This is a genomic window from Curtobacterium sp. MCLR17_059, assembly GCF_003234665.1.
GTDB classification, from domain to species: Bacteria; Actinomycetota; Actinomycetes; order Actinomycetales; family Microbacteriaceae; genus Curtobacterium; species Curtobacterium flaccumfaciens.
Window position 1 is genome coordinate 556,745 of the sequence record NZ_QKSU01000001.1, and the last position, 20,017, is coordinate 576,761.

Below are 20,017 nucleotides of genomic sequence, written 5' to 3' on the forward strand. Positions count from 1 at the left end.
CCAGGGGTTCGGTCCGGGTCCCGGCGCAGGAGCCCCCGGATTCCCCGGGATGCCCGGACCGGTCCCGCAGCGTCCTCGCCGGAAGCTCCGTCGCGGCCAGCTCATCGGCATCATCTCGGGCGGCACGGCGGTCGTCCTGCTGCTCGTCGCCGGTGTCGTCGGGTACTCGGTCGGTTCCTCCTCGCACTCGGCGGACCGCCCGGTGCGGGCGTTCCTCGACGACCTGACGGCCGGACGCGTGGCCGACGCCCTCGACGACGCGGGCATCGAACGTGAGAAGACCGACGTGCTGCTCGGCGAAGCCGCCTACGCGAAGGCATCGGACAAGGTCACCGGCTACCGCGTCGCCGCGACGCGGACGGACGGCGACACCGCGACGGTCCGCGCGTACCTGCGCCAGGGCGGGCAGGACGTCGCTGCGACCTTCACGCTGGACAAGACCGGGACGGACTGGGGTGTGTTCCCCATCTGGGAGTTGCAGGCCCCCGAGCTCGGGTCGGTCGACGTCGCCGTGCGGGGGCCGTCCGGTGCGGCGGTCACCGTCGCCGGCCGGAACGTGGAGACCGCGAAGGACGGCACGGTGAGCCTCCGTGCACTGCCCGGCACGTACGACGTCGCCTTCGACGGTGGCAAGTGGACCACGGCGCGTGGGGGATCGGCGAGCGTCAGCGGGTTCGGTCGGTCGACCTCGACCCCGGTCCAGATGACCACGACCCTGACCACCGCCGGGCAGCAGGCCGCCAAGCGGGCGGTGGACGACTGGGTGGACGGCTGCATCGCCTCCACCGACGCCGCCCCCGCCGGGTGCAGTTTCTACGCGTACGGGCAGAACCCCGCGTACACGTACTCGAACCAGAAGTGGACGCTCGAGACGCGGCCGACGGTCCGGGTCGGCAGCTGGACGACGAACGGCTGGTTGATCACGACGACGGCACCCGGCCGGGCGAAGTACACGGCCGACATCTCGGGGGCTGCCGGCACCGGGACGGCCTCCGCGGGGCCGCTCAACGTGAACGCGAGCGGGTACGTCACGGGCTTCTCGAGCGACGGCGCCACGTTCCGCTCGGCAGTGGGCAACGGGTCGTCCGACACCGGCTCATGACGGTGTCGGTTCCCGGGGTGACCCGGATTGATTTCGTCCCGTTACGCGGGTAGTCTCTACCGGGTGTGCGCCCTCGGGCGCGCCCGAAAAGTCCGGCGAGCGGGATCGCCCAGCCGGACCACTCCGTCCCCCACTCGAACACCCGCCGTCCGGCGGTGCTCAGCGTGGGACGAGGAAGCCGGCGGAACGCGCCGGCCAGAGAGCACGAGCGAAGAACCAGGAGAACAGTTGCCTACTATTCAGCAGCTGGTTCGCAAGGGTCGTACGCCGAAGGTCACCAAGACCAAGGCGCCCGCCCTGAAGGCGAACCCCCAGCAGCGTGGTGTGTGCACCCGCGTCTACACCACCACCCCCAAGAAGCCGAACTCGGCACTGCGCAAGGTCGCTCGTGTCAAGCTCTCGAACGGCACCGAGGTCACGGCCTACATCCCCGGTGAGGGCCACAACCTCCAGGAGCACTCGATGGTGCTCGTCCGCGGCGGTCGTGTGAAGGACCTCCCGGGTGTGCGGTACAAGATCATCCGTGGCGCCCTGGACACCCAGGCAGTCAAGAACCGTAAGCAGGCTCGTAGCCGCTACGGCGCGAAGAAGGGTTGAGTTAGATGCCTCGTAAGGGTCCCGCCCCCAAGCGTCCCGTCGTCGCCGACCCGGTCTACGGTGCGCCGATCGTCAGCCAGCTCGTCAACAAGATCCTGCTCGACGGCAAGAAGGGCCTCGCCGAGCGCATCGTCTACGGTGCACTCGAGGGCGTTTCCGCCAAGAACCAGCAGGATGCCGTCGTGACGCTGAAGAAGGCGCTCGACAACGTCCGTCCGACCCTCGAGGTCCGTAGCCGCCGCGTCGGTGGCTCGACCTACCAGGTCCCGGTCGAGGTCAAGCCGCACCGCGCGAACACCCTCGCGCTCCGTTGGCTCACCTCGTACGCCAAGGCCCGTCGCGAGAAGACGATGACCGAGCGTCTCATGAACGAGATCCTCGACGCGTCGAACGGTCTCGGTGCCGCGGTCAAGCGCCGCGAGGACACGCACAAGATGGCCGAGTCGAACAAGGCCTTCGCCCACTACCGCTGGTAGTCCCGGCACCGTCCGGGCGCCGGTGGTCAAGAACCCCGGCGCCCGGACGGCCGCCAACCTCTCCTACAACTCTTCCGGAGGAACCCTGTGGCACAGGACGTGCTCACCGACCTGAACAAGGTCCGCAACATCGGCATCATGGCGCACATCGATGCCGGCAAGACCACGACGACCGAGCGCATCCTGTTCTACACGGGCATCACGCACAAGATCGGTGAGGTCCACGACGGCGCTGCCACGATGGACTGGATGGCGCAGGAGCAGGAGCGCGGCATCACGATCACGTCGGCCGCGACGACCTGCTTCTGGGACAACAACCAGATCAACATCATCGACACCCCCGGTCACGTGGACTTCACGGTCGAGGTGGAGCGTTCGCTCCGCGTCCTCGACGGTGCGGTCGCCGTCTTCGACGGCAAGGAGGGCGTCGAGCCCCAGTCCGAGACCGTCTGGCGTCAGGCCGACAAGTACGACGTCCCGCGCATCTGCTTCGTCAACAAGATGGACAAGCTGGGCGCCGACTTCTACTACACCGTCGACACCATCGTGAACCGCCTCGGCGCGGAGCCCCTCGTGCTCCAGCTGCCGATCGGTTCCGAGAGCTCGTTCGAAGGCGTCGTCGACCTCGTCCAGATGCGTGCACTCACCTGGCGCGGCGACGCCAAGGGTGACGTCGCGATGGGCGCGAAGTACGAGATCGAAGAGATCCCGGCCGACCTGCAGGACCGCGCCGCCGAGTACCGCGAGAAGCTCATCGAGCGCGTGGCCGAGGCGGACGACGTCCTCATGGAGCGCTACCTCGAGGGCGACACCGACTTCTCGGTCGCCGAGATCAAGGCAGCCATCCGTGCCCTCACGGTGAGCAGCACGCTCTACCCGGTCCTCTGCGGTTCCGCGTTCAAGAACCGTGGTGTCCAGCCGATGCTCGACGCCGTCATCGACTACCTCCCGTCCCCGCTCGACGTGCCGCCGATGATCGGCCACGACGTCAAGGACGAGGAGAAGGAGATCATCCGCAAGCCCGACGCGTCGGAGCCGTTCTCGGCCCTCGCGTTCAAGGTCGCGGTGCACCCGTTCTTCGGTCGTCTGACCTACGTGCGCGTCTACTCCGGCTCGATCGAGTCCGGTGCCCAGGTCATCAACTCGACCAAGGGCAAGAAGGAGCGCATCGGCAAGATCTTCCAGATGCACTCCAACAAGGAGAACCCGGTCGCCAACGTGACCGCTGGCCACATCTACGCGGTCATCGGCCTCAAGGACACCACCACCGGTGACACCCTGTGCGACCCGACCAACCAGGTCGTCCTCGAGTCGATGACGTTCCCGGAGCCGGTCATCGAGGTCGCCATCGAGCCGAACACGAAGGCCGACCAGGAGAAGCTCTCCACGGCCATCCAGAAGCTCGCCGAAGAGGACCCGACGTTCCGCGTCGAGCTCAACGCCGAGACCGGTCAGACGACGATCAAGGGCATGGGCGAGCTCCACCTCGACATCCTCGTCGACCGCATGAAGCGTGAGTTCCACGTCGAGGCGAGCGTCGGCAAGCCCCAGGTGGCCTACCGCGAGACGCTCACCAAGATCGTCGAGCGCTACGACTACACCCACAAGAAGCAGACCGGTGGTTCCGGCCAGTTCGCGAAGGTGCAGATCGCGCTCGAGCCGATGGAGGTCACGAGCGAGAAGGTCTACGAGTTCGTCAATGCGACCTCCGGTGGCCGTGTCCCGCGCGAGTACATCCCGTCGGTCGACGCCGGTATCCAGGACGCCATGCAGGTCGGCATCCTCGCGGGCTACCCGACGGTCGGCGTGAAGGCCATCCTCAAGGACGGCGCGGCGCACGACGTCGACTCGTCCGAGATGGCGTTCAAGATCGCCGGTTCGATCGCCTACAAGGAAGCGGCTCGCAAGGCCGGTCCGGCGATCCTCGAGCCGATCATGGCCGTCGAGGTCCGTACTCCTGAGGAGTACATGGGCGACGTCATCGGTGACCTGAACTCCCGTCGTGGCCAGATCGCCTCGATGGAGGACGCCTCGGGCGTCAAGGTGGTCCGCGCGAGCGTGCCGCTGTCCGAGATGTTCGGCTACGTCGGCGACCTGCGGTCGAAGACCTCTGGTCGTGCGGTCTACTCGATGACCTTCGAGACCTACAGCCAGGTCCCGGCCAAGGTCGCCGAGGAGATCATCGCGAAGAACGCGGGGGAGTAGCGCTCAGCGCTTCTCCACAGGCGGGGGCGCCCGGCGACGGGCCCCTCGCCACCAAGTAAAGTACAGACACACACCGCGCACCAACGGTCCCGAGCCCATCCAGGGCCGGCCGGGGGTGACGCTTCCGAGTCCTGAGGAGGACCCACAGTGGCCAAGGCCAAGTTCGAGCGCACCAAGCCGCACGTCAACATCGGAACCATCGGTCACGTCGACCACGGCAAGACCACGCTCACGGCGGCGATCACCAAGGTTCTGCACGACCAGTACCCGGACCTCAACGAGGCCCGCGACTTCGCGCAGATCGACAACGCTCCCGAGGAGCGCCAGCGCGGCATCACGATCAACATCTCGCACGTCGAGTACCAGACCGAGAAGCGTCACTACGCGCACGTCGACGCCCCCGGTCACGCCGACTACGTGAAGAACATGATCACGGGTGCGGCACAGATGGACGGCGCGATCCTCGTGGTCGCCGCCACCGACGGCCCGATGCCCCAGACGCGTGAGCACGTCCTGCTCGCCCGCCAGGTCGGCGTCCCCTACATCGTCGTCGCACTGAACAAGTCCGACATGGTGGACGACGAGGAGATCCTGGAGCTCGTCGAGCTCGAGGTCCGCGAGCTCCTCGGCTCGCAGCAGTTCGACGAGGACGCCCCCGTCGTGCAGGTCTCGGCGCTCAAGGCGCTCGAGGGCGACGAGAAGTGGGTCAAGTCGGTCCAGGACCTCATGGCCCAGGTCGACGAGCACGTGCCGGACCCGGTGCGCGCCACCGACCAGCCGTTCCTGATGCCGATCGAGGACGTCTTCACGATCACCGGTCGTGGCACGGTCGTCACCGGCCGCGTCGAGCGTGGCACGCTCAACCTGAACGCCGAGGTCGAGATCGTCGGCATCCGCGCGACGCAGAAGACCACGGTCACGGGCATCGAGATGTTCCGCAAGCTGCTCGACCAGGCGGTCGCCGGTGACAACACCGGTCTGCTCATCCGTGGCCTCAAGCGCGAGGACGTGGAGCGCGGCCAGGTCGTCGTGAAGCCGGGTTCGGTCACGCCGCACACCGAGTTCCAGGCGAACGCGTACATCCTGACCAAGGACGAGGGTGGGCGTCACAACCCGTTCTACGCGAACTACCGCCCGCAGTTCTACTTCCGCACCACGGACGTCACCGGCGTCATCACGCTGCCCGAGGGCACCGAGATGGTCATGCCCGGCGACACCGTCGCCATGACGGTCGAGCTGATCCAGCCGATCGCCATGGAAGAGGGCCTCCGTTTCGCCATCCGTGAGGGTGGTCGTACGGTCGGTGCCGGTACGGTCGAGAAGATCATCAAGTAACTCCGGTTCCTTGCGACAGCGGGGTCGGGCCTTCGGGCCCGGCCCCGCTTCGTCGTACGCGGCCACTGGCGAGCCGTACAGGGCGCCGGACAGGAGGCCCGTGGCAGCGCCCGCCACGGGCCTCCTGTCCGCCCCGTGACCCGTCACAGGCGTCACGGAGTTGGCTCGACGTCGTGACCCGCCTCCGCAGATCCGCGACCTCCGGTCGCGGCTACCACCGCGTCCGTTCCGGACGCGGTTTCTCGTTCCGCGACCCCGACGGCAACACCGTGACCGACCCGGACGAGCGCCGTCGACTCGAAGAGTTCGTGATCCCGCCGGCGTGGGACGACGTCTGGATCTCCCCGTACGCGAACGGCCACATCCTGGCCACCGGCACGGACGGTGCGGGGCGCCGCCAGTACATGTACCACCCGTCCTGGCGTGAACGGATGGACCGGATCAAGTACGACCGTGCGCTGGCACTGGCCGAGTCGTTGCCGGTCGCCCGCCGCGGTGTCACGCAGGACCTCCGTCGCCCCGAGCCGGACCGCCGCCGTGCGCTGGCTGCAGCGTTCCGCATGCTCGACCAGGGGTCCCTCCGGGTCGGGTCCGAGCGGTACGCCACCGAGCACGGCAGTCGGGGGCTGTCGACGCTGCTCTGCGCGCACGCTCACGTGTCGGGCGACGACATCGAGCTCGACTTCCCCGGCAAGAGTGGGCAGGAGTGGTCGTCGTCGATCCACGACCACGACCTGGCGCGGGTCATCGCCGGCATGAAGCGTCGCGGGCCCAACGCGCGGTTGCTCTCGTTCCGCGAGCGTCGCGGTGCGGAGTGGGAGCCGCTCTCCGCCGAGGACATCAACGCCTACGTGAAGGAACGCGCGGGCGACGAGTTCACCGCGAAGGACTTCCGGACGCTGCACGGCACGGTCGCGGCCGCGGTCGACCTGGCGAAGACCGGACCGCAGTCGTCCCAGGCCAAGCGGAAGAAGGCCGTCTCGCACGCGGTGAAGGCCGCCAGCGACGAGCTCGGCAACACCCCGACGGTGTGCCGACAGAGCTACATCGACCCCCGGTTGCTCGACGCGTACGACCACGGCGAGACCATCGATCCGAACCGCCTGGCGTCCGCCGAGGCCGAGGTCCGGGCACTGCTCTACCGACAATGACCCGGGGGCCGTCCGGATGACGTAGCGTTGGTCGACGTGCCGGACCACCCCCACACGGCACGGAAGGACCCACAACAGTCGTGACCGACGAGTGCATCCACGGATTCCCCACCGAGCTCTGCGACATCTGCGCACCCCGGCAGCGCGAGGCGTCGGAGATCCCAGCCACCCCGGCACCCCGCCGGACCCGCATCACCACCAACCTGCGCGTCGACCCGCCGGCCTCCGGGCCCGGGACGTCGCTCCGGTCGCCGACGTCGCTCCGTTCGTCGTCCGCCGACCTGCCCGAAGCACGTGAGTTCGCAGCGCTCCGCGCCCACCACGTCACCCACATCGACAACCTCGACGGCATCGTCGGCGCCGGCGCGATCCTGGCGTCCGACCAGGCCGAGCCGGTCGTGGACGTCAGTTCCGCCGACACCCGCGCTGCCCGCGCCGAGGCCGAGGCGCCCGACGGCTCCTCGATCGCCGGCCACGTGCCGTTCACGCTGTCGCCCGACGCCACCCGCTGGGACGAGCTCCGTACGGGCGCCGAGGGCGAGCGCTGGTCGGACGCCGCCCGCCGCACCCGGGCGATCGACTACGTCGTGCTCGTCGTGCCGGTCTCCGCGTTCGGTGCCTCGGTGATCGTCGCCGACCAGGACGCCGACGCTGACGACGTCCGGTTCGCCGTCGGTCCCGACGCCGGCACGAACCTGATCCGTCGCACCGACTTCACGGACCCGGAGATGCACGGCCTCGAGCTGCTCGCCGGACCGAGCGTGCCGTTCACGTCCGTCGCGGTCATCGGCGTCCCGAACGACAAGGCCCGGCAGACCGTCCGCGCCGTGCTCGCCGACCACGGTGGACACGCTCCGCGAGTGGCCGTCTTCCCGCCGTGGTTCGTGCCCCCGGTGACCGCCGAGTGACGGTCTCCTGACCCGTGTCGACGCACCCTCCGGACCCCGTCCGGAGGGTGCGTCGCGTTGCGGGGCCGAGCCGGGCCTCCAGGCCGTCCGATCCGCGTGGATCCGGGCAAGCGAGCCGGCGGGACACGCCCGGCAATTCGCGACACGCCCGGGTTGCACGTGGGCCGGGGCTATGCGAGACTTGTCCGGTTCCGAATTCCCCGTGGGTGTATGCCCACAGGATCACTGCTCTGGCAGTGCACAACCCCCTTGTTCAGCAGGGCTGGGTTGGGCCGCAGGCAGCAGAACACGACTCCCCGAAGGGTGACGGACGCGGTGTACCACTGCTGCGCCCGGAGCACGAGGCAGTCGATTGCCCACGCTGGACGGCCACGGTCGCCCGCGAGGTTGACAGGTGAACAGCGGTCATCCCCAGTGGATGCGGCCGGTTGGTTCAGGAAAACAGCACGGTCCGCAGGAATGCGGAACCGAGCGGCGTCAGGCGGCCAGAGGGTGCGCGGCGCAGAGAGGACAAGAGACACATGGCGGGACAGAAGATCCGCATCCGGCTCAAGTCGTATGACCACGAGGTCATCGACACGTCGGCCCGGAAGATCGTCGACACGGTGACCCGTGCCGGTGCAACCGTGGTCGGCCCGGTGCCGCTCCCCACCGAGAAGAACGTGATCGCAGTGATCCGTTCCCCTCACAAGTACAAGGACTCGCGCGAGCACTTCGAGAAGCGCACGCACAAGCGGGTCATCGACATCGTCGACCCGACGCCGAAGGCCGTGGACTCGCTCATGCGACTCGACCTGCCGGCCGACGTCAACATCGAGATCAAGCTGTAAGGGGGCTGACCAATGGCGAACTCAACCAAGACCGTCAAGGGCCTCCTCGGCAAGAAGCTCGGGATGACCCAGGTGTGGGACGAGAACAACAAGTTCATCCCCGTCACCGTGATCGAGGTCGGCCCGAACGTGGTCACCCAGATCCGCAACGCTGAGCGCGACGGCTACGAGGCGATCCAGATCGCCGCCGGCGCCATCGACCCGCGCAAGGTCAACAAGCCGGCCGCTGGCCACTTCGAGGCCGCTGGCGTGACCCCGCGTCGCACCCTCACCGAGATCCGTACCAACGACTCCGCTGAGTACACGCTCGGCCAGGAGCTCACCGTGGACGGCACGTTCACGGCGGGCCAGAAGGTCGACGTCGTCGGTACCTCCAAGGGCAAGGGCTTCGCCGGTGTCATGAAGCGCCACGGCTTCCACGGCGTCGGCGCCTCGCACGGTGCGCACCGCAACCACCGCAAGCCCGGCTCGATCGGTGCTTCCTCGACCCCGTCGCGCGTCTTCAAGGGCATGCGCATGGCTGGTCGTATGGGTGGCGACCGCGTGACCGTCCTCAACCTCACGGTGCACGCCGTCGACGCCGAGAAGGGTCTGCTGCTCGTCAAGGGCGCCGTCCCCGGTGCTCGTGGCCGCTCCGTCTTCGTCCGCACCGCCGTGAAGGGTAAGTGATCATGGCCACCACGACCGCAACCACGATCGACGTCCTCGACGCATCGGGTGCCAAGTCCGGCACCGTCGAGCTCCCCGCAGCTCTCTTCGACGTCGAGACCAACGTCCCGCTGATCCACCAGGTCGTCACCGCGCAGCTCGCAGCCGCGCGTCAGGGCACCCACAAGACCAAGAACCGTGGCGAAGTCCGCGGTGCCGGTCGCAAGCCGTTCAAGCAGAAGGGCACCGGCCGCGCCCGTCAGGGTTCCGTCCGTGCTCCGGAGCACACCGGCGGTGGCGTCGTCCACGGACCGACCCCGCGCGATTACTCGCAGCGCACCCCGAAGAAGATGATCGCCGCTGCTCTGCTCGGCTCGCTCTCGGACCGCGCCCGCGGTGGCCGCATCTCCGCTGTGGAGGGCTTCGTCGCGGCTGAACTGCCGTCGACCAAGACCGCCCGCACGCTCCTCGAGAAGGTCGCGCCCGTCAAGAACGTGCTCGTCGTGCTCGAGACGGACGACGAGCTGACGCTCAAGTCGATCCGCAACCTGTCGAACGTCCACGCGCTCTCGTACGGCCAGCTCAACGCCTACGACGTGCTGCGTTCGGACGCCGTCGTCTTCAGCAAGAGCGCCCTCGACGCCTTCATCGCGTCGAAGACCGCGAAGGAGATCACCGCATGAGCGGCTTCAACAAGGACCCGCGCGACGTCATCATCTCGCCGGTCGTCTCGGAGAAGAGCTACGCGCTCATCGACCAGGGCAAGTACACGTTCATCGTGGACCCCCGCTCGAACAAGACCGAGATCAAGCTCGCCATCGAGAAGATCTTCGACGTCAAGGTCGCGAGCATCAACACGCTGAACCGCCCGGGCAAGACCCGTCGCACCAAGTTCGGTCTCGGCAAGCGCAAGGACACCAAGCGCGCCATCGTGACGCTCAAGTCCGGTTCGATCGACATCTTCACGGCTGTCGGCTGAGGACCAGAGGGATAAATCATGGCTATTCGTAACTACAAGCCGACGACCCCCGGTCGTCGCGGCTCGTCGGTCGCCGACTTCGCTGAGATCACCCGTTCGACTCCGGAGAAGTCACTGCTTCGTCCGCTGCCGAAGACCGGTGGTCGCAACAGCTCCGGCCGTATCACCACGCGTCACATCGGTGGTGGCCACAAGCGCCAGTACCGCGTGATCGACTTCCGTCGCTCCGACAAGGACGGCGTCGACGCCAAGGTCGCTCACATCGAGTACGACCCCAACCGCACTGCGCGCATCGCGCTCCTGCACTACGTGGACGGCACGAAGCGGTACATCATCGCGCCGAACAAGCTGAAGCAGGGCGACGTCATCGAGCAGGGCCCCGGCGCCGACATCAAGCCCGGCAACAACCTGCCGCTGCGCAACATCCCCGTGGGTACCGTCGTGCACGCCATCGAGCTCCGCCCCGGTGGCGGCGCCAAGATGGCTCGCTCCGCCGGCGCCTCGGTGCGTCTCGTCGCCAAGGACGGCCCCTACGCGCAGCTCCGTCTGCCGTCGGGCGAGGTCCGCAACGTCGACGCACGCTGCCGCGCCACGATCGGCGAGGTCGGCAACGCCGAGCAGTCGAACATCAACTGGGGCAAGGCCGGCCGCATGCGCTGGAAGGGCGTCCGCCCGACCGTCCGTGGTGTCGCCATGAACCCGGTCGACCACCCGCACGGTGGTGGTGAGGGCAAGACGTCCGGTGGTCGTCACCCGGTCAGCCCCTGGGGCCAGTCCGAGGGCCGTACGCGCAAGCCGAACAAGCCGAGCGACAAGCTCATCGTCCGTCGCCGTAACGCCGGCAAGAAGCGCAAGTAGGAGTTCAGAAGATGCCACGCAGTCTGAAGAAGGGCCCCTTCGTCGACGAGCACCTGCTCCGCAAGGTCGTCACGCAGAACGAGGCCAACACCAAGAACGTGATCCGTACGTGGTCGCGTCGGTCGATGATCGTCCCGAACATGCTCGGGCACACGATCGCCGTCCACGACGGCCGCAAGCACATCCCGGTGTTCGTCACCGAGTCGATGGTCGGTCACAAGCTCGGCGAGTTCGCGCCGACCCGCACCTTCCGTGGTCACGTGAAGGACGACAAGAAGGGCCGTCGCCGCTGAGGCGGCGACGCAGAGGAGGAACGAAATGGTGGAGTCGATCGCACGCGTGCGACACATCCGCGTCACGCCTCAGAAGGCCCGTCGCGTCATCGAGCTGATCCGCGGCAAGCAGGCCCACGAGGCCCTCGCCATCCTGAAGTTCGCCCCCCAGGGCGCTTCGGAGCCCGTGTACAAGCTGGTCGCCTCGGCGATCGCGAACGCACGGGTCAAGGCGGACTCGACGAACAGCTTCCTCGACGAGCGCGACCTCTACGTGAGCCGCGTCTTCGTCGACGAGGGCACGACCCTGAAGCGGTTCCAGCCGCGCGCCCAGGGCCGCGCCTTCCGCATCAACAAGCGCACCAGCCACATCACGGTCGTCCTCGCGACGCCCGACGAGGCCGAGGTTGCCGCGACGAGCAAGAAGGCGAGCAAGTAATGGGCCAGAAGGTCAACCCGTACGGCTTCCGTCTCGGGATCACGACGGACCACGTCTCGCACTGGTTCACCGACAGCAAGAAGGCCGGTCAGCGCTACGCCGACTACGTGGCCGAGGACATCAAGGTGCGCGAGTACCTGAAGAAGACCCTCGACCGCGCCGGCGTCGCACGCATCGAGCTCGAGCGCACCCGTGACCGTGTCCGCGTGGACATCCACACGGCTCGTCCGGGCATCGTCATCGGCCGCCGCGGCGCCGAGGCGGAGCGCGTTCGCGGTGAGCTCGAGAAGCTCACCAAGAAGCAGATCCAGCTGAACATCCTCGAGGTCAAGAACCCCGAGACCGAGGCTCAGCTCGTCGCGCAGGGCATCGCCGAGCAGCTCTCCGCTCGTGTCGCGTTCCGTCGCGCCATGCGCAAGGGCCTGCAGGGTGCACAGCGCGCCGGCGCCAAGGGTGTCCGCATCCAGGTGTCGGGTCGTCTCGGCGGCGCCGAGATGTCGCGTTCGGAGTTCTACCGCGAAGGCCGTGTGCCGCTGCACACCCTCCGCGCGAACATCGACTACGGCTTCTACGAGGCCCGGACCACGTTCGGCCGCATCGGCGTGAAGGTCTGGATCTACAAGGGCGACATCACGAACAAGGAGCTCGCTCGCGAGCAGGCGAACCAGCGTTCGTCGCGCCCGGAGCGTCGTGGCGGCCCGCGCGGTGAGCGTGGCGACCGTGGCGGCGACCGTCGTGGCGGCGACCGCGGTGACCGTCGTCCGCAGCAGGCCCCGCAGGACGCGCCGGCCGGCGCAGGAGTTGAGGCGTAACCATGCTTATTCCCCGTCGAGTCAAGCACCGCAAGCAGCACCACCCGAAGCGTTCGGGTCAGGCCACCGGTGGTACCAAGGTCAGCTTCGGCGACTACGGCATCCAGGCCCTCACCCCGGCGTACGTGACCAACCGTCAGATCGAGTCCGCTCGTATCGCCATGACGCGTCACATCAAGCGTGGTGGCAAGGTCTGGATCAACATCTACCCGGACCGTCCGCTGACCAAGAAGCCCGCCGAGACCCGCATGGGTTCCGGTAAGGGTTCGCCCGAGTGGTGGGTCGCGAACGTGAAGCCGGGCCGGGTGCTCTTCGAGCTCTCCGGCGTCAGCGAGGAGATCGCCCGTGAGGCGTTGACTCGTGCAATCCACAAGCTGCCCCTCAAGGCACGCATCATCAAGCGCGAGGAGGGCGACGCATAATGGCGATCGGTTCCAAGGAGCTCCGTCCGACGGAGCTCGACACGTTCGAGAACGAGCGTCTCGCTGACGAGCTGAAGAAGGCCAAGGAGGAACTCTTCAACCTCCGCTTCCAGTCGGCCACCGGCCAGCTGGAGAGCCACGGTCGTCTCCGTGCCGTCAAGCGCGACATCGCCCGCATCTACACCGTCCTCCGCGAGCGCGAGCTCGGCATCCGTGCCACTCCCGCGCCCGTCGAGACCGCCCCCAAGGCCAAGAAGACGACGAAGAAGGCTGACAAGCCGGCCGAGTCGACCGAGGCCGAGACCGCCGAGGAGAAGTAATGGCGAACGAAGAGAAGAACTCCGCCGCCCTCACTCGCGGCTACCGCAAGACGCGTCGCGGCTACGTGACGAGCGACAAGATGGACAAGACCATCGTGGTCGAGGTCGAGGACCGCGTGAAGCACGCGCTCTACGGCAAGATCATCCGTCGTACGTCCAAGGTGAAGGCCCACGACGAGCTCGGCACCGCTGGTGTCGGCGACCTCGTCGTGATCAGCGAGACCCGTCCCCTCAGCGCCTCCAAGCGCTGGCGCCTGGTCGAGATCCTCGAGAAGGCCAAGTAGGCCTCGGCCTGCTTCGGAATAGGAGACAGCAGTGATTCAGCAGGAATCCCGCCTGAAGGTCGCCGACAACACGGGTGCCAAGGAGATCTTGACCATCCGCGTGCTCGGTGGCTCGGGTCGTCGCTACGCCGGCCTCGGTGACGTCATCGTCGCCACGGTGAAGGACGCCATCCCCGGCGGCAACGTGAAGAAGGGTGACGTCGTCAAGGCAGTCATCGTTCGCACCAAGAAGGAGACCCGTCGTCAGGACGGCTCCTACATCAAGTTCGACGAGAACGCGGCAGTGATCCTCAAGGCCGACGGCGACCCGCGCGGTACGCGCATCTTCGGTCCGGTCGGTCGCGAGCTCCGTGACAAGAAGTTCATGAAGATCATCTCGCTCGCGCCGGAGGTGCTGTAAGCCATGGCGAACATCAAGAAGGGTGACCTCGTCCAGGTCATCACGGGCGCGACGCAGGAGCGTGGCGGCGACCGTGGCAAGCAGGGCAAGGTCATCGAGGTCCTCAAGGACAAGAACCGCGTCGTCGTCGAGGGCGTGAACTTCGTCACGAAGCACGTCCGCGTCGGTCAGACGCAGCGTGGTTCGAAGACCGGTGGCATCGAGCAGCACGAAGCCTCGATCCACGTCTCGAACGTCGCACTCGTCGACCCGAAGACGAAGAAGCCGACGCGTGTCGGCTTCCGCACCGAAGAGGTGGAGAAGGACGGCGTCAAGAAGACCGTCCGTATCCGCTACGCGAAGAAGTCTGGTGAGAAGCTCTGATGACTGACACGACTGCTGCGCCCGCTGGCAAGATCCAGCCGCGCCTCAAGCAGAAGTACCTGGCCGAGATCAAGACGGCCCTCACCGAGCAGTTCGGTTACGCGAACGTCAACCAGGTCCCCGGCCTGGTCAAGGTCGTCGTGAACACCGGTGTCGGCGAGGCCGCTCGTGACTCCAAGATCATCGAGGGGGCCATCAAGGACCTCACGGCGATCACGGGTCAGAAGCCCCAGGTCAACATCGCCCGCAAGTCCATCGCACAGTTCAAGCTGCGCGAGGGTCAGGCCATCGGCGCGCACGTCACCCTCCGTGGTGACCGCGCGTGGGAGTTCCTGGACCGCCTGGTGACGCTCGCACTGCCCCGCATCCGCGACTTCCGCGGTCTCAGCGACAAGCAGTTCGACGGCAACGGCAACTACACGTTCGGTCTCACGGAGCAGTCCGTGTTCCACGAGATCGACCAGGACCGCATCGACCGTGTCCGCGGCTTCGACATCACTGTCGTGACCACCGCGAAGACGGACGACGAGGGACGCGCGCTGCTCCGCCAGCTCGGCTTCCCGTTCCGCTCCAACGAGCAGACGGTCTAAACTACTTCGGGCGGTGCGGGCCGGAGGATTCACGTCCTCCGGCCCGCACGCACGAACACACCGATCTCGGGGAACCGCCCCGGGATCACTCGATCGCTCAGGTCGGCATTCGTGGAACGGGTGTCGAAACCAGGCGAGAAATGGACGAACATCATGACGATGACCGATCCGGTCGCAGACATGCTGACCAGATTGCGGAACGCGAACTCCGCGCACCACGACGCAGTCGCGCTCCCGAGCTCCAAGCTCAAGAAGAACATCGCCGACATCCTCAAGCGTGAGGGCTACATCAGCGAGTGGAAGGTGGAGGACGCCCGAGTCGGGCAGACCCTCACCATCGACCTGAAGTACGGCCCCGAGCGCGAGCGTTCGATCGCCGGCATCAAGCGCGTCTCGAAGCCGGGCCTCCGGGTCTACGCGAAGTCGACGGAGATCCCCCAGGTCCTCGGTGGCCTCGGCGTGGCGATCCTCTCGACCTCCTCCGGCCTCCTGACCGACCGCGAAGCCGAGCAGAAGGGCGTGGGTGGGGAAGTCCTCGCCTACGTGTGGTGATCGACAATGTCACGAATCGGACGTCTCCCCATCGACATCCCCGCCGGCGTCACCGTCTCCGTTGACGGTCAGAACGTGGCGGTCAAGGGCCCGAAGGGCGAGCTCGCGCTCGTCATCGCGGAGCCCATCCAGGCCAAGGTCGAGGAGAACCAGGTCCTCGTCACCCGTCCGGACGACGAGCGCGAGTCGCGTTCGCTCCACGGACTGACCCGGACGCTCATCGCCAACAACATCATCGGCGTGACCCAGGGCTACACCAAGGGCCTCGAGGTCGTCGGTACGGGTTACCGTGTCGCGGCCAAGGGCTCGAACCTCGAGTTCGCCCTCGGGTACTCCCACTCGATCACGGTCGAGCCGCCGGCGGGCATCAGCTTCGCGGTGGAGGGCAACAACAAGGTCACCGTCGCCGGTATCGACAAGCAGGCTGTCGGCGAGGTCGCCGCGAACATCCGGAAGCTCCGGAAGCCCGAGCCCTACAAGGGCAAGGGTGTCCGTTACGCCGGCGAGAACGTGCGCCGCAAGGCCGGAAAGTCAGGTAAGTGATCATGGGACTCCTCAAGACACGAGGCAAGAGCAAGGCGGCCGCCAAGGCGCGTCGTCACAACCGTCTCCGCAAGAAGATCACCGGCACCGAGGCTCGTCCCCGTCTCGCCGTTACCCGCTCGTCGCGTCACGTGTTCGTGCAGGTCATCGACGACTCGAAGGGTCACACCCTCGCAAGCGCCTCGACGATGGAGGCAGACCTCCGCTCGTTCGACGGCGACAAGACCGCCAAGGCCCGTCGCGTCGGTGAGCTCCTCGCCGAGCGCGCGAAGTCGGCTGGCGTCGAGGCCGTGGTCTTCGACCGCGGTGGCAGCAAGTACGCCGGTCGCGTCGCCGCGATCGCCGATGGTGCCCGTGAAGGAGGGCTGAACCTGTGAGCGACAACGCGAACACCAACGAAGACGCCAAGACCGAGGCCGTCGAGGCCACGGAGACCGAGGCTGTCGAGACCACGGAGACCACCGAGGCGAGCACGGAGGCCACGGCCACCGACGCAAGCGCCGAGGCGACCACCGAGGGCGCCAAGACCGGCAAGGAGGCGGAGGCACCTGCCGTCGCCGAGCGTCCGGTCGAGACCGCCGCGGGCTCCGCGTCCAACAACCGCGACTCCGCTGACAACCGTGGCCGTCGTGGTGGCGGTCGTGACCGCCAGCAGGGCCGCGACCGCAACAACCGCGGTGGCGACAGCCAGTTCCTCGAGCGCGTGGTGACCATCAACCGCGTCTCGAAGGTCGTCAAGGGTGGTCGTCGCTTCAGCTTCACGGCGCTCGTCGTCGTCGGTGACGGCAACGGCCTCGTGGGCGTCGGCTACGGCAAGGCCAAGGAGGTCCCCACGGCGATCTCCAAGGGTGTCGAAGAGGCGAAGAAGAACTTCTTCCGCGTCCCCCGCGTCGGCAACACGATCCCGCACCCGGTGCAGGGTGAAGCCGCCGCTGGCGTCGTCCTCCTGCGTCCGGCCGGCCCCGGTACCGGTGTCATCGCCGGTGGTCCGGTCCGCGCCGTGCTCGAGTGCGCCGGCATCCACGACGTCCTGAGCAAGTCGCTCGGCTCGTCGAACACCATCAACATCGTGCACGCGACCGTCGAGGCCCTGAAGCAGCTCGAGGAGCCCCGCGCCGTCGCGAGCCGTCGTGGCCTCGACGTCGAGCGGGTCGTCCCGGCCCGTCTGCTCCAGGCCGAGGCCGCAGCCCTGCGTGCCGCGACCGAGAAGGCAGGTGCGTGATGGCGATGCTGAAGATCACGCAGATCAAGTCCGTTATCAGCGAGAAGCAGTACCAGCGCGACACCCTGCGCAGCCTGGGCCTCAAGCGCATCGGCCGTTCGGTCGAGCGTGAGGACAACTCCCAGAACCGCGGGTACATCGCGACGGTGGCGCACCTCGTGAAGGTCGAGGAGGTCGACGCATGAGCGACGAGAAGAACGAGCGCGTGCAGGTGCTGAAGCTGCACCACCTCCGTCCTGCAGAGGGCGCCAAGAAGGACCGCACCCGTGTTGGTCGCGGTGAGGGCTCGAAGGGCAAGACCGCTGGGCGTGGTACCAAGGGCACGAAGGCCCGTTACCAGGTCCGGGTCGGCTTCGAGGGTGGGCAGATGCCGCTGCACATGCGCACCCCGAAGCTCCGCGGGTTCAAGAACCCGTTCCGGGTCGAGTACCAGGTCGTGAACCTGGACAAGATCTCGGAGCTCTACCCCGATGGTGGCGACGTCACCGTTGCGGGCCTGGTCGCCAAGGGCGCCGTCCGCAAGAACGAGAAGGTCAAGGTTCTCGGTCAGGGTGACATCACCGTGAAGATCACGGTCACGGTCGACAAGGTCTCGGCGTCCGCCGCCGAGAAGATCGTGGCTGCTGGCGGCACCGTCTCCCAGTAACCCCCGTCGGCGGCCCGTGCGTTTGCGCACGGGCCGCCGTTACGGTTTCCTTGACAGTGGCCGGCATCCGCCAGCCGGGTCGGCCCTGCCGACCGAAACCGGTCCGGCCGCGATCGACGGCCCCGGTCCCACAAGTTCGGAGTCATCGTGTTCAGAGCGGTCGCGCGCATCATGCGCACCCCTGATCTTCGCAAGAAGATCGGCTTCACCCTCGCGATCATCGCGCTGTTCCGTCTCGGGTCGTACATCCCGGCACCGTTCGTCGACTACGCCGCCGTGCAGAGCTGTCTCGCCAGCGCGTCGTCCTCCGGCGGTCTCTACGACCTCATCAACCTCTTCTCCGGCGGCGCGCTGCTGAAGCTCTCGGTCTTCGCGCTCGGCATCATGCCGTACATCACGTCGTCGATCATCGTGCAGCTCCTGCGTGTGGTCATCCCGCACTTCGACACCCTCTACAAGGAGGGCCAGTCGGGTCAGGCGAAGCTGACGCAGTACACGCGCTACCTCACCATCGCGCTCGGTGTGCTGCAGTCCACGACCCTGATCACGGTCGCCCGCTCCGGCGCCCTGTTCGGCACCAACGCCTCCGCGTCCTGCACGTCGATCATCTCGAACGACAGCTGGTACGCCATCATGCTGATGGTCGTCACGCTGACCGCGGGCACCGGCCTCATCATGTGGATGGGCGAGCTCGTCACCGAGCGCGGCATCGGCAACGGCATGTCGCTCCTGATCTTCACGTCGATCGCGGCGCAGTTCCCGTCGGCGCTCTGGGCGATCGAGCAGTCGCAGTCGTTCGAGCTCTTCCTGTTCGTGATCCTGGTCGGACTCGTGATCATGATGGCGGTCGTGTTCGTCGAGCAGTCACAGCGGCGGATCCCTGTGCAGTACGCCAAGCGCATGGTCGGGCGGCGGACGTACGGCGGCAACAACACCTACATCCCGATCAAGGTGAACATGGCCGGCGTCGTGCCCGTCATCTTCGCCTCGTCGCTGCTGTACCTGCCGGCCCTGATCGCGCAGTTCAACCAGCCCTCGGACGGCTCCGAGCCGGCCGCGTGGGTGACCTGGATCCAGAACAACCTGACCTCGGGTGACAACTGGTTCTACATGGTCCTGTACTTCCTGCTCATCGTCGGGTTCACGTACTTCTACGTGGCGATCACCTTCAACCCCGAAGAGGTCGCCGACAACATGAAGAAGTACGGCGGGTTCATCCCCGGCATCCGTGCCGGTCGTCCGACCGCCGAGTACCTCGACTACGTCCTCACCCGGGTGACGCTGCCCGGTTCGCTCTACCTCGGTCTCATCGCGCTCATCCCGCTGGCAGCACTGGCGCTGTTCGGCGCGAACCAGAACTTCCCGTTCGGTGGCGCGAGCATCCTCATCATCGTGGGTGTCGGTCTCGAGACCGTGAAGCAGATCGACTCGCAGCTGCAGCAGCGTCACTACGAAGGGCTTCTCCGTTGAGCGCACGTCTCATCATCGTCGGACCTCCCGGAGCCGGGAAGGGCACCCAGGCCGGCCGCATCGCCGAGTCCTTCGGGATCCCCGCGATCTCGACCGGGGACATCTTCCGCAAGAACGTGGCAGAGGGCACGCCCCTCGGTGTGCAGGCGAAGGCGATCATGGATGCCGGTGACTACGTGCCGGACTCCCTGACGAACGAGCTCGTGAAGTCCCGCCTGCAGGAGCCCGACGCCGAGCACGGCTTCCTGCTGGACGGCTACCCGCGCACGGTCGGTCAGGTCGAGTACCTCGACGCGCTGCTCGCTGAGCAGGGCACCGGGATCGACGCCGTCGTGCAGCTCGTCGCCGACCAGGACGAGCTCGTCGGTCGCCTGCTCAAGCGCGCCGAGGACCAGGGCCGCAGCGACGACAACGAGGAGACGATCCGTCGTCGCCAGCAGGTCTACGCCGAGCAGACGGCGCCCATCGTGGCGGCGTACGGCGAGCGTGGCCTCGTCGTCGACGTCGACGGCCTCGGTGCCATCGACGAGGTCGGCGACCGCATCCAGACGGCACTGGCGGGCCGCGGGCTCTCCGCGACCGTCTGACCAGCG

The 20,017-nt window shown here is 67.2% G+C and carries 29 protein-coding genes; all 29 read left to right on the top strand.

The features are described from left to right. The first annotated feature begins 49 nt into the window (after positions 1-49). The 29 genes from DEJ12_RS02790 (at position 50) to DEJ12_RS02930 (ending at position 20,011) form a co-directional block, all read left to right on the top strand. A complete protein-coding gene (locus DEJ12_RS02790; protein ID WP_111028969.1) occupies positions 50-1,102 on the top strand; it encodes a hypothetical protein in 1,053 nt (350 codons plus the stop codon). Between the two features lie 228 nt (positions 1,103-1,330). Next, positions 1,331-1,699 carry a 30S ribosomal protein S12 gene (rpsL, locus tag DEJ12_RS02795; protein WP_017885540.1) on the top strand — a complete coding sequence of 123 codons (369 nt, stop codon included), beginning with the start codon at positions 1,331-1,333 and terminating at the stop codon, positions 1,697-1,699. A gap of 5 nt (positions 1,700-1,704) precedes the next feature. Then, positions 1,705-2,175, top strand: a complete 471-nt coding sequence (rpsG, locus tag DEJ12_RS02800) for a 30S ribosomal protein S7 (protein ID WP_017885539.1) — start codon at positions 1,705-1,707, stop codon at positions 2,173-2,175. An 87-nt stretch (positions 2,176-2,262) separates the two neighbouring features. Continuing rightward, positions 2,263-4,380 carry an elongation factor G gene (fusA, locus tag DEJ12_RS02805; RefSeq protein WP_027466735.1) on the top strand — a complete coding sequence of 706 codons (2,118 nt, stop codon included), beginning with the start codon at positions 2,263-2,265 and terminating at the stop codon, positions 4,378-4,380. A 147-nt stretch (positions 4,381-4,527) separates the two neighbouring features. Further along, positions 4,528-5,715: an elongation factor Tu gene (gene tuf, locus DEJ12_RS02810; protein WP_027466734.1), complete on the top strand. Its 1,188-nt coding sequence runs from the start codon at positions 4,528-4,530 to the stop codon at positions 5,713-5,715. Positions 5,716-5,888: 173 nt separating this feature from the next. Further along, a complete protein-coding gene (locus tag DEJ12_RS02815; RefSeq protein ID WP_111023287.1) occupies positions 5,889-6,866 on the top strand; it encodes a DNA topoisomerase IB in 978 nt (325 codons plus the stop codon). A gap of 80 nt (positions 6,867-6,946) precedes the next feature. After that, on the top strand, positions 6,947-7,774 hold the full coding sequence (locus tag DEJ12_RS02820; RefSeq protein WP_084741336.1) for a DarT ssDNA thymidine ADP-ribosyltransferase family protein: 828 nt from the start codon (positions 6,947-6,949) through the stop codon (positions 7,772-7,774). A gap of 521 nt (positions 7,775-8,295) precedes the next feature. Then, positions 8,296-8,604 carry a 30S ribosomal protein S10 gene (rpsJ, locus tag DEJ12_RS02825; protein ID WP_017885534.1) on the top strand — a complete coding sequence of 103 codons (309 nt, stop codon included), beginning with the start codon at positions 8,296-8,298 and terminating at the stop codon, positions 8,602-8,604. 12 nt (positions 8,605-8,616) lie between these two features. Then, complete coding sequence (gene rplC / locus DEJ12_RS02830; protein WP_027466731.1) at positions 8,617-9,273, top strand: 50S ribosomal protein L3; 657 nt, start codon at positions 8,617-8,619, stop codon at positions 9,271-9,273. Between the two features lie 2 nt (positions 9,274-9,275). Continuing rightward, on the top strand, positions 9,276-9,935 hold the full coding sequence (gene rplD / locus DEJ12_RS02835) for a 50S ribosomal protein L4 (protein ID WP_027466730.1): 660 nt from the start codon (positions 9,276-9,278) through the stop codon (positions 9,933-9,935). Further along, the gene (gene rplW, locus DEJ12_RS02840; protein ID WP_027466729.1) at positions 9,932-10,231 is read left to right on the top strand and encodes a 50S ribosomal protein L23; all 300 of its coding nucleotides are present in this window, start codon (positions 9,932-9,934) and stop codon (positions 10,229-10,231) included. The genes rplD and rplW overlap by 4 nt, the downstream gene beginning before the upstream one ends. Positions 10,232-10,249: 18 nt before the next feature. Beyond that, the gene (gene rplB / locus DEJ12_RS02845) at positions 10,250-11,089 is read left to right on the top strand and encodes a 50S ribosomal protein L2 (RefSeq protein ID WP_027466728.1); all 840 of its coding nucleotides are present in this window, start codon (positions 10,250-10,252) and stop codon (positions 11,087-11,089) included. Between the two features lie 11 nt (positions 11,090-11,100). Further along, positions 11,101-11,382 carry a 30S ribosomal protein S19 gene (gene rpsS / locus DEJ12_RS02850; protein WP_017885529.1) on the top strand — a complete coding sequence of 94 codons (282 nt, stop codon included), beginning with the start codon at positions 11,101-11,103 and terminating at the stop codon, positions 11,380-11,382. 25 nt (positions 11,383-11,407) lie between these two features. Continuing rightward, positions 11,408-11,800, top strand: a complete 393-nt coding sequence (rplV, locus tag DEJ12_RS02855; protein ID WP_035809257.1) for a 50S ribosomal protein L22 — start codon at positions 11,408-11,410, stop codon at positions 11,798-11,800. Then, positions 11,800-12,612, top strand: a complete 813-nt coding sequence (gene rpsC, locus DEJ12_RS02860) for a 30S ribosomal protein S3 (RefSeq protein WP_017885527.1) — start codon at positions 11,800-11,802, stop codon at positions 12,610-12,612. Before rplV ends, rpsC begins: the two co-directional genes overlap by 1 nt. Before the next feature lie 2 nt (positions 12,613-12,614). After that, positions 12,615-13,034 carry a 50S ribosomal protein L16 gene (gene rplP, locus DEJ12_RS02865; protein WP_017885526.1) on the top strand — a complete coding sequence of 140 codons (420 nt, stop codon included), beginning with the start codon at positions 12,615-12,617 and terminating at the stop codon, positions 13,032-13,034. Beyond that, positions 13,034-13,354 carry a 50S ribosomal protein L29 gene (gene rpmC / locus DEJ12_RS02870; RefSeq protein ID WP_017885525.1) on the top strand — a complete coding sequence of 107 codons (321 nt, stop codon included), beginning with the start codon at positions 13,034-13,036 and terminating at the stop codon, positions 13,352-13,354. Before rplP ends, rpmC begins: the two co-directional genes overlap by 1 nt. Next, positions 13,354-13,638 carry a 30S ribosomal protein S17 gene (rpsQ, locus tag DEJ12_RS02875; RefSeq protein ID WP_017885524.1) on the top strand — a complete coding sequence of 95 codons (285 nt, stop codon included), beginning with the start codon at positions 13,354-13,356 and terminating at the stop codon, positions 13,636-13,638. The genes rpmC and rpsQ overlap by 1 nt, the downstream gene beginning before the upstream one ends. A 31-nt stretch (positions 13,639-13,669) precedes the next feature. Further along, on the top strand, positions 13,670-14,038 hold the full coding sequence (gene rplN / locus DEJ12_RS02880; protein ID WP_017885523.1) for a 50S ribosomal protein L14: 369 nt from the start codon (positions 13,670-13,672) through the stop codon (positions 14,036-14,038). Between the two features lie 3 nt (positions 14,039-14,041). After that, entirely contained in the window at positions 14,042-14,401 is a 360-nt protein-coding gene (gene rplX, locus DEJ12_RS02885; RefSeq protein ID WP_111028970.1) for a 50S ribosomal protein L24, read from the top strand. Beyond that, positions 14,401-14,991 carry a 50S ribosomal protein L5 gene (rplE, locus tag DEJ12_RS02890; protein ID WP_042537502.1) on the top strand — a complete coding sequence of 197 codons (591 nt, stop codon included), beginning with the start codon at positions 14,401-14,403 and terminating at the stop codon, positions 14,989-14,991. The genes rplX and rplE overlap by 1 nt, the downstream gene beginning before the upstream one ends. A gap of 153 nt (positions 14,992-15,144) precedes the next feature. Further along, positions 15,145-15,543: a 30S ribosomal protein S8 gene (rpsH, locus tag DEJ12_RS02895; protein ID WP_017885519.1), complete on the top strand. Its 399-nt coding sequence runs from the start codon at positions 15,145-15,147 to the stop codon at positions 15,541-15,543. A 6-nt stretch (positions 15,544-15,549) separates the two neighbouring features. Then, positions 15,550-16,086 carry a 50S ribosomal protein L6 gene (rplF, locus tag DEJ12_RS02900; protein ID WP_017885518.1) on the top strand — a complete coding sequence of 179 codons (537 nt, stop codon included), beginning with the start codon at positions 15,550-15,552 and terminating at the stop codon, positions 16,084-16,086. Positions 16,087-16,088: 2 nt separating this feature from the next. Beyond that, positions 16,089-16,463 (top strand): 50S ribosomal protein L18, encoded by a 375-nt coding sequence (gene rplR / locus DEJ12_RS02905; protein ID WP_027466725.1) that lies wholly within the window; start codon positions 16,089-16,091, stop codon positions 16,461-16,463. After that, complete coding sequence (gene rpsE / locus DEJ12_RS02910; protein WP_111028971.1) at positions 16,460-17,308, top strand: 30S ribosomal protein S5; 849 nt, start codon at positions 16,460-16,462, stop codon at positions 17,306-17,308. Before rplR ends, rpsE begins: the two co-directional genes overlap by 4 nt. After that, positions 17,308-17,493 carry a 50S ribosomal protein L30 gene (gene rpmD, locus DEJ12_RS02915; RefSeq protein ID WP_017885515.1) on the top strand — a complete coding sequence of 62 codons (186 nt, stop codon included), beginning with the start codon at positions 17,308-17,310 and terminating at the stop codon, positions 17,491-17,493. Before rpsE ends, rpmD begins: the two co-directional genes overlap by 1 nt. After that, positions 17,490-17,954, top strand: coding sequence for a 50S ribosomal protein L15 (gene rplO / locus DEJ12_RS02920; protein WP_027466723.1), 465 nt, complete (start codon positions 17,490-17,492; stop codon positions 17,952-17,954). The genes rpmD and rplO overlap by 4 nt, the downstream gene beginning before the upstream one ends. Positions 17,955-18,101: 147 nt before the next feature. Next, on the top strand, positions 18,102-19,424 hold the full coding sequence (gene secY, locus DEJ12_RS02925; protein ID WP_027466722.1) for a preprotein translocase subunit SecY: 1,323 nt from the start codon (positions 18,102-18,104) through the stop codon (positions 19,422-19,424). Then, entirely contained in the window at positions 19,421-20,011 is a 591-nt protein-coding gene (locus tag DEJ12_RS02930; protein WP_111028972.1) for an adenylate kinase, read from the top strand. Before secY ends, DEJ12_RS02930 begins: the two co-directional genes overlap by 4 nt. Positions 20,012-20,017 lie beyond the last annotated feature (6 nt).